Origin of the sequence: Janthinobacterium sp. SUN033 (assembly GCF_030397595.1) — a bacterium.
Classification (GTDB): domain Bacteria; phylum Pseudomonadota; class Gammaproteobacteria; order Burkholderiales; family Burkholderiaceae_D; genus Janthinobacterium; species Janthinobacterium kumbetense.
Genome location: NZ_JAPQNV010000001.1, coordinates 1,485,720 through 1,502,584, shown reverse-complemented (window position 1 = coordinate 1,502,584; position 16,865 = coordinate 1,485,720). Strand labels below are relative to the sequence as shown.

The following is a 16,865-nucleotide window of genomic DNA, read 5'->3' as shown; positions in this document are numbered from 1 at the left end:
GCCTAGAACAGCTGGGTAGCCGTATAAATCAGCAAACCGGCCAGGCCGCCCACGACGGTGCCGTTGATGCGGATGAATTGCAGGTCGCGCCCGATGGCCAGTTCGATGCGCTCGCTCATCTCGTCCTTGCTCCACAGGTCCAGGCGGGCGGCGATGAAGGCGCCCACCTCGCCCCGGTAGCGGCGCACCAGCGCGCCGCTGCCGGCGACGATGGCGTCGTTCAGCCATGCCCGCGCGGCCTGGTCCGCGCCCAGCACCGTGCCCGTGTTGCGCGCCAGGCTGGCGATGGCTTGCGCCAGCACGGGCTGGTCGGCGTGCAGGTCGGCCAGCAGGCGCGCGCGGAGGTGGTTCCAGACGTCGCCCAGCATGGCTTGCACCGTGTCGCTGGCGATCAGCTGCAGCTGGTAGCGGCGCACCGTGGCTTGCCACTGCGGGTCGGCCTTCAGGTGCAGCGCGCTGTCGGCGATCCAGCCGGCGATGCGCTGGCGCAGCGGGTGGGCCGGATCGACGCGCACGGCGAGGGCGAATTTCTGCAGCGAGGCGATCATGCGCGGCTCATACGCTTTCACGGCTTTTTTCACCAGCGCGTTCTCGATCTGGAAGGCGCCCAGCACGAAGTCGCCGATGGCGGCGTGGTGGTGCTCATCGTCCAGGTAGGCGGCGCTGCGGTCGAGCAGGAAGTCCAGCAATTCCTGCGGCTTGCCGTCGGCGATCAGCGCATCGATGCAGTCGGCCGCCACGTCCGACACATTCAATTGGCCCAGATAGCCGCTGACCTGCTCGCGCAGCAGACGCCCCAGTTTGTCGTGGTCGGCCATCGCCAGCAGCTGTCTGGCGACACCGGCGCCGGCCATGCCCAGCTGCCGCGCGTGCGTCTCGTCACCGAGCCAGGCGCCCAGGCGCGCGGCGGGGTCGGCTTGCACGATGCGTTCGGCGATGCCTTGTTCGGTAATGAAATGGTTTTCCACGAAGGCGCCCAGGCTGCGGCCGATGTCCGCTTTGCTGTTCGGGATGATGGCCGTATGCCACAGGGGGATGCCCAGCGGGTGGCGGAACAGGGCGACGACGGCGAACCAGTCGGCGATCGCGCCCACCATGGCCGCTTCGGCAAACGCTTCCACGTAGCCCCAGGCGGGGTGGCCGTCCCGCTGCGAGCGGGCCACGGCGAAGACCAGCGCGGCCAGCAGCAGCAAGCCGACGGCCAGCCACTGCATGCTGCGCAGGCGCGCGCGCTTGAGCTGGTCCGTGCTCCGGTCCAGCTGTGCGATGAGGTCGGGGGAAGGTTGCATGGATGGCGGCCTGCAGGGTTGCGAGACCGCCATCTTACTGCGATGGCGCAGTGATGCGATTACTGTTGCGGATGCAGCAGCGAACGGCGACGCGCGTAGCCGAAGTAGATCACCAGGCCGATCACCAGCCAGATGGTGAAGGCCACCCAGGTGACCCAGCTGAGGAAGCTCATCAGGCCCACGCACAGGATGACGGCCAGCGCCGGCACGTACGGCACGCCGGGGCAGCGGAAGGCGCGCGGCAGGTCGGGACGGCGCTTGCGCAGCACCACCACGGCAACCGACACCATGGTGAAAGCGGCCAGGGTGCCAATGTTGATCAGCTCGGCGAGAATGTTGAGCGGGATCACGGCGGCGATCAGGCCAAACACGATGCCGACGAGCCAGGTGGCGAAGAACGGCGTGTGGAAGCGCGGGTGCACGGTGGACAGGCGCTTGGGCAGCAAGCCGTCGCGCGACATGGCGAAGATGATGCGCGTCTGGCCAAACGCCATCACGAGGATCACGGTGGTCATGCCGAGGATGGCGCCCAGGTCGACGAAGCCGGCGATCCAGTTTTCGCCCGCATACTGCAGCGCCAGCGAGACGGGATGGTCGACGCCGAGGAATTTCTGGTATGGCACGATGCCCGTCATGATGGCCGACACCACCACGTACAGCACGGCGCACACGGCCAGCGAGCCGATGATGCCGATCGGCAGGTCGCGCGACGGTTTCTTGACTTCCTCTGCGGCCGAGGTGACGGCGTCAAAGCCGATGAAGGCGAAGAAGACGAGGGCGGCGGCGCTCAGCATGCCGTGGTAGCCGAACGGCATGTAGGGCTGCCAGTTGGCCGGCTGCACGTGGCGCGCGCCGAAGATGATAAACAGCAGCACCACGCCCACCTTGATGGCCACCATGATGTTGTTCAGGCGCGCCGATTCGCGCACGCCCCAGCCCAGCATGGCCGTCAGGGCCAGCATGATGACGAGGGCCGGCAGGTTGATGAAGGTGGTCACGCCGGGCAGGGCGCCCGGCGCGGCGGTGAGCGCGACGGGCAGGGCGATGCCAAAGCCCGACAGCAGCGACTGGAAGTAGCCGGACCAGCCGACGGAGACGGCGGCCGCGGCCAGGCCGTATTCGAGCAGCAAGTCCCAGCCTATCATCCAGGCGGCCAGCTCGCCCAAAGTCGCATAGCTGTAGGTGTAGATGGAGCCGGCCACCGGCACGGTGGAGGCAAATTCCGCATAGCACAGGGCGGCGAAGCAGCAGGCCACGGCCGCCACGACAAACGACAGCGACAGGGCGGGGCCGGCCGTCAGCGCACCCGTGCCGGTGAGCACGAAAATGCCCGTGCCGACGATGGCGCCGATGCCCATGAGGACAAGGTCGAAGGGCCCCAGCACCTTGGCCAGACCTCCTGGCTTCTTGCTGTGGGCAATCATGTCATCCAAATTCTTGGTTCTAAATAAGCTCACTGTGTCTCCTGGTGGTTTTTGTCATGGCGCCATTGCCGCCTCGTGAGTAGCACGACGCAGCCAGATTCTAGCCCAGGCGGCCAAGATTCCAGAAGGAAAACCGTACTTTGGCGTGCGCGCCAGCCCGGAAGCTTGTCTTGCGGGCAAAAAAACAGCCCCGGAAGTGGCCGGGGCTGAAAAGGAGACTGCTACAAATGGTTACTTTGGCTTACTTTGAAAAGTGCGCCTCGATCTCTTCCAGTGTCTTGCCTTTGGTCTCCGGCAGCAGGAAGGCCGCCGCCAGGAAGTACAGCACGGTGCAGCCGGCGCCAAAGAAGAACAGCGTCGAATAACCGTGCAAGCCCACGGTCGGCAGGAAGATGGCGGCGATCACCGTCGAGACAAATTGATTGACCAGCAGGGCGATGCTCATGCCGTTCGAGCGGATACGGGTCGGCATCAGCTCGGACAGGGCCAGCCACACGCACACGCCCGGCCCCACGGCAAAGCTGGAAACGAACACGCAGATGGCGATCGCCACCAGCCAGCCGTGCGTGGACGATGGCACGGGGCCCAGGCTGGCCTTCTCGATGCGCAGCGGCGCCTCGCGCCCGGCGGCCGGGTCGGCGAACGGGTTCAGGTGCAGCTTGCGGAAGAACACGCCGATCACGCTGTCGGCCTGCACGGCGTCCGCGCGGGCGATCGTCACCTGGCGCAGTACGGGATCGTCGCTGCGCAGGCTTTTCACGTTGGTGAACGGGCCGTAGGCGTAGGCGATGGTCAGCTGTTGCGGCGTGCCGTCGGTTGCCGCGCCCAGGGCCGCCAAGGTGGCCGCATCGAGGCGCAAGGCCAGGCTGTCCGCTTGCACCTGCGTGGCGATGGAGGGACGCACGTCGGCCAGGTGCGCTTCGGCGCCGCGGAACAGCAGGCCGGCCGCCAGCAGCGAGACGACGATGCCGCCCGTGCCCAGCATCAGCAGGAATTTGCGGCCCTTGCGGTCGACCAGCAGCACGGCCACCACCGTCATCACGGCGTTCAGCACCTTCAACAACACGTCCGCCATGTTGGCGGAGGCGCCCGACAGGCCCGCCTGGTTCAGGATATTGACGACGTAGGCGAGGATGGAATTGATGCCCGTCGCCTGGGTGCAGGCGAGGATCAGGCAAGCGAGCAGGAAGGGCAGCACGTAGCGGCGGCTCAGCAGCGGATCCCTGGCCTTGCCGCCGGCCTTGGCCGTATTTTCCGGCGTATCCTGCATCTCGCGCAGTTCGATGTCGGCGTCGGCAGGCAGACGCGTGCGCAGCAGCGACTGGCGCGCCTGCTCGATGCGGCCCCGTTGCGCCAGCCAGCGCGGCGATTCGGCCAGCAGCAGGGCGCCGACGGTAAACACCAGGCCGGGTGTCAGACAGACCCAGAAGATGCTGCGCCAGGCGTGGTCCTTGGCGGTAAAAATGGCGGCGATGCGGCCCGCTTCCGGCAGCGCTTGCGCCGCCTGCGTGGCCGTTTCCACCGTCTGCGCCTGCAGCAGGCCGATCAGGGCGGCGGCCACCAGGCCGATGGTCAGCAGCAGCTGGAACAGGGCCGCGCCCCGTCCGCGCTGCTGCGCGGGCAGGCATTCGGCCAGGTACAGGGGCACGACGACGCCGATCAAGCCGCCGCTGATGCCTTGCAGCAGACGGCCCAGCAGCAGCGGCATGTAGCCGTCGGCCAGCGCGATCAGCGGGATGCTGGCGCTGAACAGGGCGCCGGCCAGGAACATCACCCAGCGCCGGCCGAGGATGTCGGCAAGGGTGCCGGCGAACAGCGAGGAGAGGACGGAACCCAACAGTACGGCGGCGACGATAAAGCTCAGCTGCTGGGCCGTCAGTTTCCACGCCACGGAGGCCGTCGATTCCAGGTAGGGCAGGGCGCCGGCGATGATGCCGATGTCTATGCCGTACAGCAATCCCCCCATGCCGGCAATAAATAGCAGGTAGCGCATGGCCCACACGGGGGCCTTGTGTGACGTGTCGTGCATGAAAACTCCGGGACGGGGTTGAGGTGGGTTGAGGTGGTCTAGCGGCTGGAAAGATCGATGGCCGCGCCTTCGACGAAGACGGACACTGGCTGTAATGTGGAATCGAGGACGACGATATCGGCCCAGGCGCCGGGCGCCAGGCGGCCCCGTTCGGATTCGCCCAGGTAGTCGGCCGGGTACAGCGACAAGCGGTTCGAGGCGTCGGCCAGGTCCAGGCCCAGGTCGACGAAATTGCGCAGGGCCTGGTCCATGGTCAGCACGCTGCCGGCCAGCGAGCCCGTGGCCAGGCGCACGCAGCCCAGGCATTTGTAGACGCGCTGCGTGCCCAGGCCGTATTCGCCATCGGGCATACCGGTGGCCGAGGTGGCGTCCGTCACGCCGTACAGGCGGGGGATGGCGCGCAGGGCCGCGCGCAGGGCGCCCTTGGCCACGTGCTGCAGGTCGGGGATGATTTCCGCGTACTCGGCATGCGCCAGCGCGGCGCCCACCATGCCGGGGTCGTAATGCGTCATGCCCGTCATGCCGTTGTACAGGTGGGTAAAGCCGGAAACGCCGGCGTTGAGCGCCGCCACGCCTTCGTCATACGTGCCGGCGCTGTGGCCGATCTGCACGCGGATGCCCATGGCCGCCAGCTGCGGGATCAGTTCCAGGTGGCCGGGGATTTCCGGCGCCATGGTCAAGACCTTGATGGGGGCGATGGCGTGGAAGCGCTGCACCAGCGCCAGGCTGGCCTGCACGACGTCGGGCGGCTGCGCGCCCAGGCGGTGCAGGTTCAGGAACGGGCCTTCCAGGTGCACGCCCAGCATGCGCGCGCCGTTGGCGGGGCGCTCGGCGATGACGCCGGCCAGGCCTTGCAGGGCGCGCAGGATCGACGGCTCCTTCGCCGTCAGGGTGGTGCCCAGCAGGGCCGTGGTGCCGTGGCGCGCGTGCACCTGCGCCACGGTGGCGCCCGCGTTGTCGCCTTCCATGATGTCGACGCCGGCCGCGCCATGCACGTGCAGGTCGATGAAGCCGGGCAGGATGGTCAGCGCGCTGTCGGCGGCAGGGTCTTCTTGTATCTGGACGATGCGCTGGTCAAAGGTGATGGTGCCCGTGATCCAGCCAGATGGGGTAAGGATTCTGCCGCTCAGCATGTGTTATTCCGCTATAAAAAGTTCGATGCCCAGCTTTTGCAGCCCTTCGCGGTACTCCTGGCTGATGCTGGCATCGGTGATGACGGTATCGACGCGGTCCAGCTGCACGATGCGGTGCAGGCTGACGCGGCCGAACTTCGAGGCGTCCGTGAGGACGATGATTTTCTTGGCCCGTTCCACCATCTTGTGGTTCAGGCTTGCTTCCGCTTCGTGGTGGGTGGTCACGCCAAACTGCAGGTCGAAGCCGTCCACGCCCAGGAACAGCTTGTCGAAGCTGTAGGCCTGCAAACAGGTTTCGGCCTGGCTGCCCTGGATCGACAGCGATTGCTTGCGCAGCAGGCCGCCCGTGAGGATCAGGTCCACGCCGGGTGCGTCGGCCAGTTCCCACGCGATGTTCAGGCCATTCGTGGCCACCGTCACGCCCGTCGCGTCGCGCAGATGGCGCGCCAGCGAGATGGTGGTGGTGCCCGAGTCGATGATGATGTTGTCGCCCGGTTCCACCAGCCGCGCCGCATAGGCGCCGATGCGCTCCTTCTGCTCGTGGTTGATGGCGTCCTTCTGGCGTATCGTGTGCTCGGGCGGTGGCGTGCGCGTCAGGGTCGCGCCGCCGTGGCTGCGCGTGGCCATGCCTTGCGCTTCCAGCGCATTCAAGTCGCTGCGGATGGTGACCGCGGACACGCCGAGCTTTTCCACCAGATCGGTCACCTGCACCGAGCCCTGCTGGGCAAGCATTTGGAGGATGGATTCACGGCGTTGGCTGGTATTTCGCATGGTGGCGGGCTCAGTAAAAAATGAAAATACCGAGCTTAACAGATTGCCGCTTCGGCAATGACGGCCACTGCCGCATTGCGGTTGCAGGCGCGCGCATATTGCGCCAGCAAGCTGCCGATCTTGTGCTCGATCAAGGCCGGCGCCTGCGCTGGCAAGCTGCCCTGCACCACGGCCAGGTACTGTTCCGGCAAATGCTGGCTCAGCAGCGGCAGCGGAATGGCCACGGCGTCCAGGTTGGCCAGCAGCTTGCCGACCGCGGCCGCCACTTCCGGCTCGCCCCAGTAATAGCGGCAACGGTCGCTCAAGCCGTAGCGGCGCATCAATCGCTGTTCTTCCGGCGTGCCCAGGTAATGCTTGATCCAGTTCTTCGGCTTGGCCACCATCACGTCGTCGAGCACTTGCATCAGCTGCGAGGTGGCGTGCGCCGGCAGCAGTTCTTCCTCGATCTGGCACAGGGCGAACAGCGCCTCGCGCAGGGCGAAGGTGGCGGCCGGGCCCACTTTCAGGATGGCGAAATGGTCGCGCACCATGGCGTGCAGCGCCGTTTCGCGCTGGTAGTCGGTGGAATGGGCTTCGAACACGAGGCCAGGCTGCTCGGCGACAAAGGCCGACAGCTCGGCGGCGGCATCCGCATCGTAGTGCTGGATGCTGCTCTGGTCGAAATCGACGCCCGGCTGCACCACCATGGCGATGACGCGGCGCCAGGCGCCATGCAGGCCGTTGTCGAGGAAGGCGCGGCGGTGCACGTCGAGGGTGCGGCGCGCCGCTTGCGGGCTGGTGACGGCGCCGGCCTGCACCAGCGACGCTTCGCCGCCGGGAATCGGCACTTCCGTGCCGATCACGTAGACGGGCGGCGCGAAGCCGGCGGCGGCCGCCGCTTCCTCGGCGACGATGCACAGGCGCGCGGAACGGGCGGCCACGGTTTCATCGTCGAGCTGCAAGGGGTCATCCACGCAGCGCATGCTGCAATCGAGGTGGATCTTATGGAAACCGGCCGACGCATACGCGGCGATCAGGGTTTCGGCATGGTCCATGGCGGTGGCCGCATCGAGGTGCTGCCAGGCGTTCGGACCCAGATGGTCGCCGCCCAGCACCAGGCGGCTGGCGGGGAAGCCCTGTTCGCGGGCCAGTGCCAGCATGGTGTCGCGGAAAACGGCCGGCGTCATGCCCGTGTAGCCGCCGAACTGGTCGACCTGGTTCGACGTCGCCTCGACCAGCAGCACGGTGTCGTATTCGCTGGCCACGCGCATGGCGGCGCGCAGCACGCTCGGGTGGCTGCAGCAGACGGCGTACAGTCCCATGCGCTCGCCGCGGCGGTGCGCCTTGATCACTTGCTGGATCGGGGACAGGGTAAAAGTCGGGTTTTCCGCTTGCTTCATCATGTTGACGCCTTTGTATGTTGTCGTATCAAAAGGGCCGCGCCGCGCGCGCCGCCGGCGTCGCCAAAGCGGGGCGGCAGGATAGGCGGCACGTGCACGCCGGGGAACAGGTGGCGCTTGACGGCGGCCGGCAGCTTGTCGTACAGGTGCGGCAGCTTGGACAAGCCGCCGCCGAGCACGATGACGTGCGGGTCGTAGGCCAGCACCAGGCCGGCCAGCGCGTGGCCCAGCACATCGAGGTGCACGGCGACCGTGCGCTGGGCCACGACGTCGCCCATGTTGGCGCGCGCCACGATCGCCAGCGGTTCGGCGCCGTCGCCGCCAAAGTGAGCGTGGAGCTTGCGCATGGCGGGGCCGGAGACATAGCGTTCCAGGCAGCCCGCCTTGCCGCACGGGCAGGGGTATTCGGCCAGGCCGTGCTGCGCCAGCAGGGTGGCGGGCAGGCTCCAATGGCCCCATTCCCCGGCCACGCCGTTAAAGCCGCGCAGCAGCTGGCCGCCCACGCAATAGCCGCCGCCGGCGCCCGTGCCGAGGATGGCGCCGAACATGCTGGCGGCATTGTCGGCCGCGCCGCCCTGCGCTTCCGACAGGGCGAAGCACTGGCAATCGTTGCCGATGGCGACAGGGCGCTGCAAGGCTTGCTGCAGGGTTTGCGCCACCAGGCGGCCGTTCAGGGCCGGCACGTTGGAACTGAGCTGGCGTCCGCTGGCGCTGTCGATCACGCCGGGCAAGCCGATGCCGACGGGCGCCGTCGTGCCCAGGGCGGCGTCGCCGCGCGCCACCAGGTCGACGATGGCCTGCACGAAGGCGGCAAAATCGTCGCCCGGCGTGGCCACCCGTTCGCGGAACGCTTCCGTCAGCGCGCCGTCGCGGTCGGCAAAGGCGACCAGCTCCATCTTGCTGCCGCCGATGTCGATGCCGTGGTAGCCGGCGGTGCGATTAGAATTGGTCATGGCCATAGATGGTGACGCCCTGTACGACACGGTTGACGATGCCGCCGGCGAATGGATTGTCGGGGCGCAGTTGCAGCAGCGCGGACTGGTGCAGTGCATATTGCTGCGCCATCAGCAGCCACAGAGGGGCCAGCCAGGCGTCGGGCCAGGCCGGCGCATCGGCCGCTAAGTTGGCAGATAAGTCGCCGCCGATGCCTACCGTCAGGCAGCGCTGCGCCACGCTGTCGCGCTGCAGTTCTTTCAGCAGGTCGTCTTCGTACTGGCGCGCCAGCGGCTTGCTGCTGCGCAGCAGGATTACCAGCGACTCCGTGGTGACGGCCGATTTCGGGCCGTGGCGGAATCCCAGTGCGGTATTCGCCATCGCCATCACGCGGCCGCCCGTCAATTCCAGGATTTTCAGGGCCGCTTCCTTGGCCAGCGCTTCCAGCGGGCCGCTGCCCAGGTAGACGACGCGCTGCACGGGTGTTGATCCCAGGTCCGCCACGGGCGCCGACCAGTCGCGCAAGGCTTGCTCGCCCAGCTGCGCCAGCGTGTCCAGACGCTGTAAATCCGTGTCCTTGCCAAGCACCGACAGGGCCGCCAGCAGCATGCTGCTAAAGCTGCTGGTCATGGCGAAGCCGCGGTCGCAGCTGCCTTCCGGCATCAGCAGATTATAGGTGTTGCTGTCGTTGGCGCCCTGGCGCGCCAGCTTGCCGTCGGCGTTGCAGGTGATGTTCAGGAAGCGCGCGCCGGGCACGACCTGGCGCAGCAGTTCCACGGCCGCCAGGCTTTCCGGGCTGTCGCCGCTGCGGGCAAACGAGACGAGCAGGGTGGGCGCATCCGCTTCCAGGTACAGCTCGTGATGCGTCAGCAGGGTGGTGGTGGCGATGGCGCGGATCTGCGCAGGCCAGGCCGCGTTCAGGGTATCGACGACGATCTCGCCCACATAGGCCGAGCTGCCGGCGCCCGTCAGGATGACGCGCTGCTGCGGATTGGACAGCGCGTCGCCCAGGAAGGCGGCCAGGCTGGCTTGCTCGTTGCGCAAAATGCCGGACAGCGCGCGCCAGATGGCTGGCTGGTGGGCGATTTCCTCGGCCGTGTGCAGGCCGCCGATGTCGCGCCAGGTTTGAATGTCACGCTGAAGAAGGGTAGTCATGGAGTGTCAGTAAAGTGTTTGTTGGAGAAAGCATAAATACTAAATTTCGAAAAGTCAAATACGAAAGTAAAACGAAAGTAAATTTTTAATCCACTTGCGAAATAGTGTCGTTTTAACGGTGTCGGAGCGTGCTGCAGTGCAGCGTGAAAGCGTGTGACGGCGCGGCCTGTCGCTGAAATGCGACGATAACGAAAGTATGTATCGTGATTTTTTGGTAAAACGTAAGATAAATGAGCTGATTTTAGGTATTTTATTAATAAATTGGCGTCAAAACTTTCTTTTGGTTGACGATATTTATTTTTCTTCTTAAAGTAATTTCATTGAATTACTTCTGAAAGCCAGCCGATGAAACCTCTCCCGCTTCCCCGCCGCCTCCTTGCCGCCTGTGTCCTCGCCGCCCTTGCCACCCTGTCAGCGCCTGGCTTGCAGGCCGCGACCATCGGCAATCTGCAGTCATTGTCCGCCGTGCACCCGGCCGACGTGGTCAAGGGCGAGGCGCTGGGCTGGGATGTGCGCAGCGACACGGGCATGCAGTTGCGTATCAGCCTGCCGCAGGCGGACGTGCTGCGCATCCAGGCGGGCGGCAAGGGGGGCTTGACGGGCCCCGGCGACAAGGCCGCGCCCATCGTCGTGGGCCAGCCGGCCGCACAGGTGGCATACCAGATCGACGAACAGCCCGGCCATATCCTGATCAGCACCGAAGCCCTGAGCCTGCGCATCGACCGCAAGCCGCTGCGCTTTACCTTGTACCGCAAGGGCGACACGGTGCCCCTGTGGCGCGAAGTGCAGCCGCTGTCGCTCGACGACAAGCAGGGCGTGCAGGTGCTTTCCAGCCTGCCCGGCGAACGATACTTTGGCGGCGGCCAGCAGAATGGCCGCTTCGAATTCAAGGGCAAGCAGGTGCCCGTGTCGTATTCGGGCGGCTGGGAAGAGGGCGACCGGCCGAATCCCGCGCCATTTCTCATGAGTTCACGGGGCTGGGGCATGCTGCGCAATACCTGGTCCGACGGGAACTACGACTTGCGCGACAAGGAACAGATATCGCTGCAGCACGCGGAAGGCCGCTATGACGCGTATTTCTTCGTCGGCAAGGACGTGCGCGACGTCGTCGCCCGCTACACGGACTTGACGGGCCGCGCCCGCATGCTGCCCCGCTGGGCGCTGGAATACGGCGACGCCGATTGCTACAACGATGGCGACAACGTGAAAAAGCCCGGTTCCGTGCCGAAGGGCTGGACCGATGGCCCGACCGGCAAGACGCCGGACGTGGTGGAAAGCGTGGCGCGCCAGTACCGCGAGCACGACATGCCGGGCGGCTGGATTCTGCCCAACGATGGCTATGGCTGCGGCTACACGAATTTGCCGGAAACCGTGAAGGGCCTGGCCGGCTATGGCTTCCGCACGGGTCTGTGGACGGAAAACGGCGTCGACAAGATCGCGTGGGAAGTGGGTCAGGCGGGCAGCCGCGTGCAAAAGCTGGACGTGGCGTGGACGGGCAAGGGCTACCAGTTTGCCATGGACGCGAACAAGTCGGCCTATGACGGCATCCTGAACAACTCCGACAGCCGGCCATTTCTGTGGACGGTGATGGGCTGGGCCGGCATCCAGCGCTACGCCGTGGCGTGGACGGGCGACCAGAGTGCCAGCTGGGACTACATCCGCTGGCACATCCCGACCCTGATCGGCTCGGGCCTGTCCGGCCAGGCGTATGCGTCCGGCGACGTGGACGCCATCTTTGGCGGCAGCCCGGAAACCTATCTGCGCGACTTGCAGTGGAAAAGCTTTACGCCCGTCCTGATGGGCATGTCCGGCTGGGCCGCGGCCGAGCGCAAGCATCCGTGGTGGTTTGACGCGCCGTACCGCGACATCAACCGCCGCTACTTGAAGCTCAAGATGCGTTTGACGCCGTATATGTATACGCTGGTGCGCGAAGCGGAGCAATCGGGCGCGCCGCTGGTGCGGGGCCTGATGTGGGACTACCCGCAAGACCCGGCCGCCTACACGGAAGCCTATAAATACCAGTTCCTCCTGGGCCGCGACGTGCTGGTGGCGCCCGTCTACCGCAGCCAGGCCGTCAGCGGCGGCTGGCGCAAGGGCATCCACCTGCCGCAGGGCACGTGGTACGACTACTGGGACGGCCGCCAGGCCACGGCGGACGCGAAAGGGCGCGACCTGGACATGCAGGTCACGCTGGACAAGCTGCCCGTGTTCGTGCGGGCCGGCGCCATCCTGCCCATGTATCCGGAAATGCTGTACGACGGCCAGAAGCCGAAGGATCAGCTCACGCTCGATATCTACCCGCACGGCGGCTCCGAATACACGCTGTATGAAGACGACGGCAACACGCGCCAGTACCAGGGCGGCGCCTTCAGCCAGCAAGTCATCCGCATGCGCCAGACGGGCAGCGACGTGCAGGTCGACATCGGCGCCGTCGATGGCCAGTACCAGGGCCAGGAAGCGCGCCGCGGCTATGCGCTGCGCATGCTGGCGGGCCAGGCCCCGGCCGCCGTGCGGGCAGGCGAACGCGTGATCGCGGCGTCCGGCGACCGCGCCGCCTACGACAAGGCGCTGGACGGCTGGTATTTCGATGCTGCCGACCGCCAGGGCACCCTGCACGTGAAGGTGGCGGCGCAGGATATCCGCCAGGCCTTGACCTTGCAAGTGGCCGGCGCGCTGGCCGTGGCGAGAATCGATGCGGATTTCCCGGCCGCACCCGTGCCGGGCCGCGCCTTGCCGGCCGATGCCATGCAGGTGGTGGGACGTCCGTTTGAGGAAAATGGCTATCCGCTGGAAAACGCCTTCGATGGCAAGCCGGAGACCTGGTTCCGCACCGTGCGCAGCCCGTCCGTGAAGAGCGGGCCGCACGAATGGGTGATCGGCTTCACGGAACGGCGCCTGGTCGACGGCATCGAACTGGCGCCGCGCAACGACCAGCACTGGAAGCATGGCCAGGTGCGCGACTATGAAATCTACATCGGCGACAACAATGGCGAGTGGGGCGCGCCGCTTGCGCGCGGCACCCTGAAACTGGAACAGGGCACGCAGACGATCAGTTTCCCTGCCACGGCCGGGCGCCTGCTGCGCTTCCGCGTGATGAGCACGCAAAATCCGGAAGGCGATGGCGCGGCGTCCACCGACCCGATGGTCACGGCGGCGCAAGGCGCACCGGTGGCGCGCGCGTTCGATGCGGCGCTGGCGACCGACGTGGCGCCCGTCACCCTGTCCGAATTCCGCGTGCTCGAGCACCGCGTGGCCGAAGGCGAGGAGGTGCAGCGCTATCTGTCGGACCTGGCGCTGCCGAAGCATATCGCGAAAGACAGGCCAGCCGGCAAGGCGGCCGAGATGCGCATGAACGGGCTGTGGTTCCGCAAGGGCCTCGGCGTGGGACCAGCCAGCCGCATCGACTTGCAGCTGGCGGGCAACTGGAATCTGCTGCGCGCCGACCTGGGCGTGGACGATAGCTGCCGCAGCGCGGGCGGCTTGCAATTCCAGGTCTGGAGCGGTGAGCGGCTGCTGTATGACAGCGGCCTGGTCACGGCTCCCGGGGTGGTCAAACCCGAAATCGACGTGCGCGGCCTGAGCCAGCTCAGTTTGCGCACCCTGGGCGCGCGCGGCGCCCACCCGGCCCGGGTCTGCGGCAACTGGGCCAACGCCGTGCTGACCGGCACGGAAGGCGCGACCGTCAAGCCGCGCTAAGCAACTTCACTTCATCATTTCACCAAAAACGAGCCCCTCTTCGGACCGGGGAGGGGCTCTTGCAACCTGACGAAAACAAATCACTGATAAAAAGGGAGATGGGAATGCACTTGAAAAAACTGATGGCCGCCATGGTGGCGGTAGGATTGGCGTCAACGGCGCTGGCAGCGGAGGAAGAAAAGCTGGCGCGCGTCGAAGTGACGGGGTCCAGCCTGAAGCGCATCAACGCGGAAACGGCGTCGCCCGTACAGGTGATCAACGCCAAGCAGATCGAGAACATGGGCGCGCTCACCTTGCTGCAGGTGCTCGACAACCTGCCCGCCGCCCGTCCGGCGCAGCAGGACTTCCGCTCGATGTTCACGGGCTCGGACGGCGGTTCGCAGGCGAACCTGCGCGGCCTGGGTGCGCAGGGCACCCTGGTGCTGTTGAATGGCCGCCGCCTGTCGTTCTATGGCGCGCCGGCCGGCTTCCAGACCATGTTCGTCAATATCGACGCCATTCCCGCCGCGGCCATCGAGCGCATGGAAATCCTCACGGATGGCGCGTCGGCCGTGTATGGCTCCGATGCCGTGGCCGGCGTCATCAACGTCATCACCAAGAAGTCGTATCAGGGGCTGGAAGCGCGCGCCAACGGCGAGTTTTCGCCCAGCGTGAAGTCCTATGGCGAGCGCCAGGCCAGCGTGCTGTATGGCCTGGGCGACCTGGCCAGCGACGGCTACAACATCTACGGTTCCGTGAACGTCTACCAGCGCGACCGCATCGCGCTGGCCGACACTTGGCAGAAGCGTCCCGCGTATTTTTATGCGAATAATCCCAATTTCATCCCGAACATGCGCGTGGGCGTCGGCAGCGAACCGGGCACGATGAACCCGGGGACCTTCTTTGTCTTCGACAAGGCCAACAACAATGCGCGCACCCAGCGTGCCGCGCCTGGCTGCAACACCAGCATCACGGAAGCGTCGGGCACGCGCTGCGTGTGGAATGCGCTGCCCAACCAGCTCGATACGGGCCCCACCTCGGAGCGCGCCACGGCTTATTTGAGCGGCCGGTTGAAACTGGGCGGCGACCTGGAAGCGTTCGCGGAAGGCGCCTTCACCCACATCAAGATGCGCGGTGAAAACGGCCCGTCCAGCTTTAACAGCGGCAGCACGAACAACTGGTTCGCGCGCAATACGGGCAATACCCTGAACACCTTCGCCACGCCATTCCTGAGCCCCAACAACGTCTACCTGAAAGGCAAGCTCGATGCCGACATGGTGGCCAAGATGGGCGGTGCGGCCGGCTTGAACTACCTGCTGCAGGATGCGACGGGCCACTTCGGCCAGAAGAACGTCGATGAAAACTACCGCGCGCTCGTCGGCCTGCGCGGCAGCATCGGCGGCGGCTGGGATTTTGAAACGGCGCTCAGCGTGGCGGGCAGCCATTCCACCTTGTTCCAGACGGCGAACATCAACATCAAGGGTTTTGAACAGGCATTCGGCCCGTTCACGAAAGACCCCGTCAGCGGCCGCACGTTCATTTCGGACAATCCCGCCTACAAGTTCGGCGAAATCAGCGAGGCCAATGCGGCGCTGCTGCGCAGCGCCTACCCGACCTTCGCCATCGAATCCTGGACCAAGCTGATGACCTGGGATGCGAAGCTGGAAGGCACCTTGTTCAAGCTGGGCGAGCGCGAAGTGCGCGCCGCCGTGGGCACCAATGTCATGCGCGAGAGTTTTCTCACGCCCGGCAACACGGATGCGGCCAATGGCCTGATCACGCAGCAGGGCGGTTCCTGGTTCGATGGCCGGCGTACCATCGCCGCCGTGTTCGGCGAGGTGGTGGTGCCGCTTTCCGACACCCTGGAAGTGAATGCGGCCGCGCGCCTGGACAAATATCCGCACTTCGCCGCCAACCTGGCGCCCAAGCTGGGCGTGATCTGGCGCGCGCGGCCCGACCTGATGCTGCGCGGGACGTATTCCGAAGGCTTCCGCGCGCCCAACCTGGCCGAATCGGGCACGGGCGGCGTCTTTGCGCAGGTGGGCGGCATCCGCGACACGGTGCGCTGCGATGAAACGAATGCCATGGCGCGCGCGCTGATGAAGTCCAAGGTGGCGACGGATGCGGATCTGGGCAAGAGCCTGCTCAATTCGAATTGCTCCACGACGGTGGGCGGCCTGACGCCGCCGAACCAGAACCTGCGTCCGGAAAAGGCCAAGATTTCCACCGTAGGCCTGGTGCTGCAGCCGGCCAAGGACGTGAGCATCTCCATCGATTACTGGTTCATCAACCGCCGCGACGAAATCGTGCGCCAGGACTTCAACGAGCTGTTTACGGAACTGGTGGACAAATACGGTCCGACCCTGGCCGGCACGCCCAGCGCCATCCGCAATGACCTGACCGACGCTGACCGTGGCAATGTGGCGGCCGTGGCGGCCATGTGCGCCAATCCCGCCAACGCGGGCGTGTGCGCTGGCGGCGTGCCCGGCTACTCGGTGGGCAACCTGGGTGGCTTGATCAACTCGTATTCGAACCGTGGCCGCACCCTGATGGACGGCGTCGACATCGATGCGCGCACGCGCTTTTCGCTGGGAGACATGGGCAAGCTGAGTACGGGCATTGCGGCCACCATCCGCAAGCGCGACACCCACGACAGCGAAGACGGCAGCGACATCAAGGGCAACACCGTCGGCTACTACGATTCGCCGCGCTACCGCGCCACCGTCAACGCCGACTGGAGCTACCGCAACTTCGTCAGCAGTGTCTTCATCAACTATTCGGGCAAGACGCGCTGGGCGTATGGCCCCTGGGACAAGGACAACACGCCGGAAAACTGCACCGCCGCCTCCGTGGCGCTGCCGGCCGGCCAGTGCAAGGGGGCGCCCTCGTACACGACGGTGAACCTGGCATTCAGCTGGAAGCCGATCAAGCACCTGGACGTGGGCCTGAACGTGAAAAACGCGTTCAACAAGCAGCCGTACTACGACCCGAACGGCTGGGAAGGCTACAACCATAGCCAGGACCTGTTCGGCCGCCAGTTTGCCCTGTCGGCCAGCTACAAGTTCTTTTAAGGCGTG

10 protein-coding genes are annotated in these 16,865 nt (G+C 66.0%); 2 read left to right on the top strand and 8 right to left on the bottom strand.

Translation table 11 applies throughout. The annotated features are described in order from the left end of the window. Positions 1–2: 2 nt before the first annotated feature. The 8 genes from OX460_RS06840 to OX460_RS06805 form a co-directional block, all read right to left on the bottom strand. Positions 3–1,289, bottom strand: a complete 1,287-nt coding sequence (locus OX460_RS06840) for a DUF445 domain-containing protein (RefSeq protein WP_289898167.1) — start codon at positions 1,287–1,289, stop codon at positions 3–5. 59 nt (positions 1,290–1,348) lie between these two features. Continuing rightward, positions 1,349–2,746, bottom strand: a complete 1,398-nt coding sequence (locus OX460_RS06835) for an amino acid permease (protein WP_289898166.1) — start codon at positions 2,744–2,746, stop codon at positions 1,349–1,351. 208 nt (positions 2,747–2,954) lie between these two features. Beyond that, on the bottom strand, positions 2,955–4,742 hold the full coding sequence (locus OX460_RS06830) for an MFS transporter (protein WP_289898165.1): 1,788 nt from the start codon (positions 4,740–4,742) through the stop codon (positions 2,955–2,957). Positions 4,743–4,780: 38 nt separating this feature from the next. Next, a complete protein-coding gene (locus OX460_RS06825) occupies positions 4,781–5,875 on the bottom strand; it encodes an N-acetylglucosamine-6-phosphate deacetylase (protein ID WP_289898164.1) in 1,095 nt (364 codons plus the stop codon). A 3-nt stretch (positions 5,876–5,878) separates the two neighbouring features. Continuing rightward, on the bottom strand, positions 5,879–6,646 hold the full coding sequence (locus OX460_RS06820; RefSeq protein WP_034781637.1) for a DeoR family transcriptional regulator: 768 nt from the start codon (positions 6,644–6,646) through the stop codon (positions 5,879–5,881). Positions 6,647–6,681: 35 nt separating this feature from the next. Continuing rightward, positions 6,682–8,025: a D-tagatose-bisphosphate aldolase, class II, non-catalytic subunit gene (locus tag OX460_RS06815; RefSeq protein WP_289898422.1), complete on the bottom strand. Its 1,344-nt coding sequence runs from the start codon at positions 8,023–8,025 to the stop codon at positions 6,682–6,684. Further along, a complete protein-coding gene (locus tag OX460_RS06810) occupies positions 8,025–8,978 on the bottom strand; it encodes an ROK family protein (RefSeq protein WP_289898163.1) in 954 nt (317 codons plus the stop codon). Before OX460_RS06810 ends, OX460_RS06815 begins: the two co-directional genes overlap by 1 nt. Next, positions 8,965–10,113 (bottom strand): SIS domain-containing protein, encoded by a 1,149-nt coding sequence (locus OX460_RS06805; RefSeq protein WP_289898162.1) that lies wholly within the window; start codon positions 10,111–10,113, stop codon positions 8,965–8,967. The genes OX460_RS06810 and OX460_RS06805 overlap by 14 nt, the downstream gene beginning before the upstream one ends. 345 nt (positions 10,114–10,458) lie before the next feature. On the opposite strand from OX460_RS06805, the gene OX460_RS06800 reads away from it, so the two are divergent. Both OX460_RS06800 and OX460_RS06795 read left to right on the top strand, forming a co-directional pair. After that, positions 10,459–13,809 (top strand): TIM-barrel domain-containing protein, encoded by a 3,351-nt coding sequence (locus OX460_RS06800; protein WP_289898161.1) that lies wholly within the window; start codon positions 10,459–10,461, stop codon positions 13,807–13,809. Between the two features lie 104 nt (positions 13,810–13,913). Beyond that, entirely contained in the window at positions 13,914–16,859 is a 2,946-nt protein-coding gene (locus tag OX460_RS06795; protein ID WP_289898160.1) for a TonB-dependent receptor, read from the top strand. The last annotated feature ends 6 nt before the right edge of the window (positions 16,860–16,865 follow it).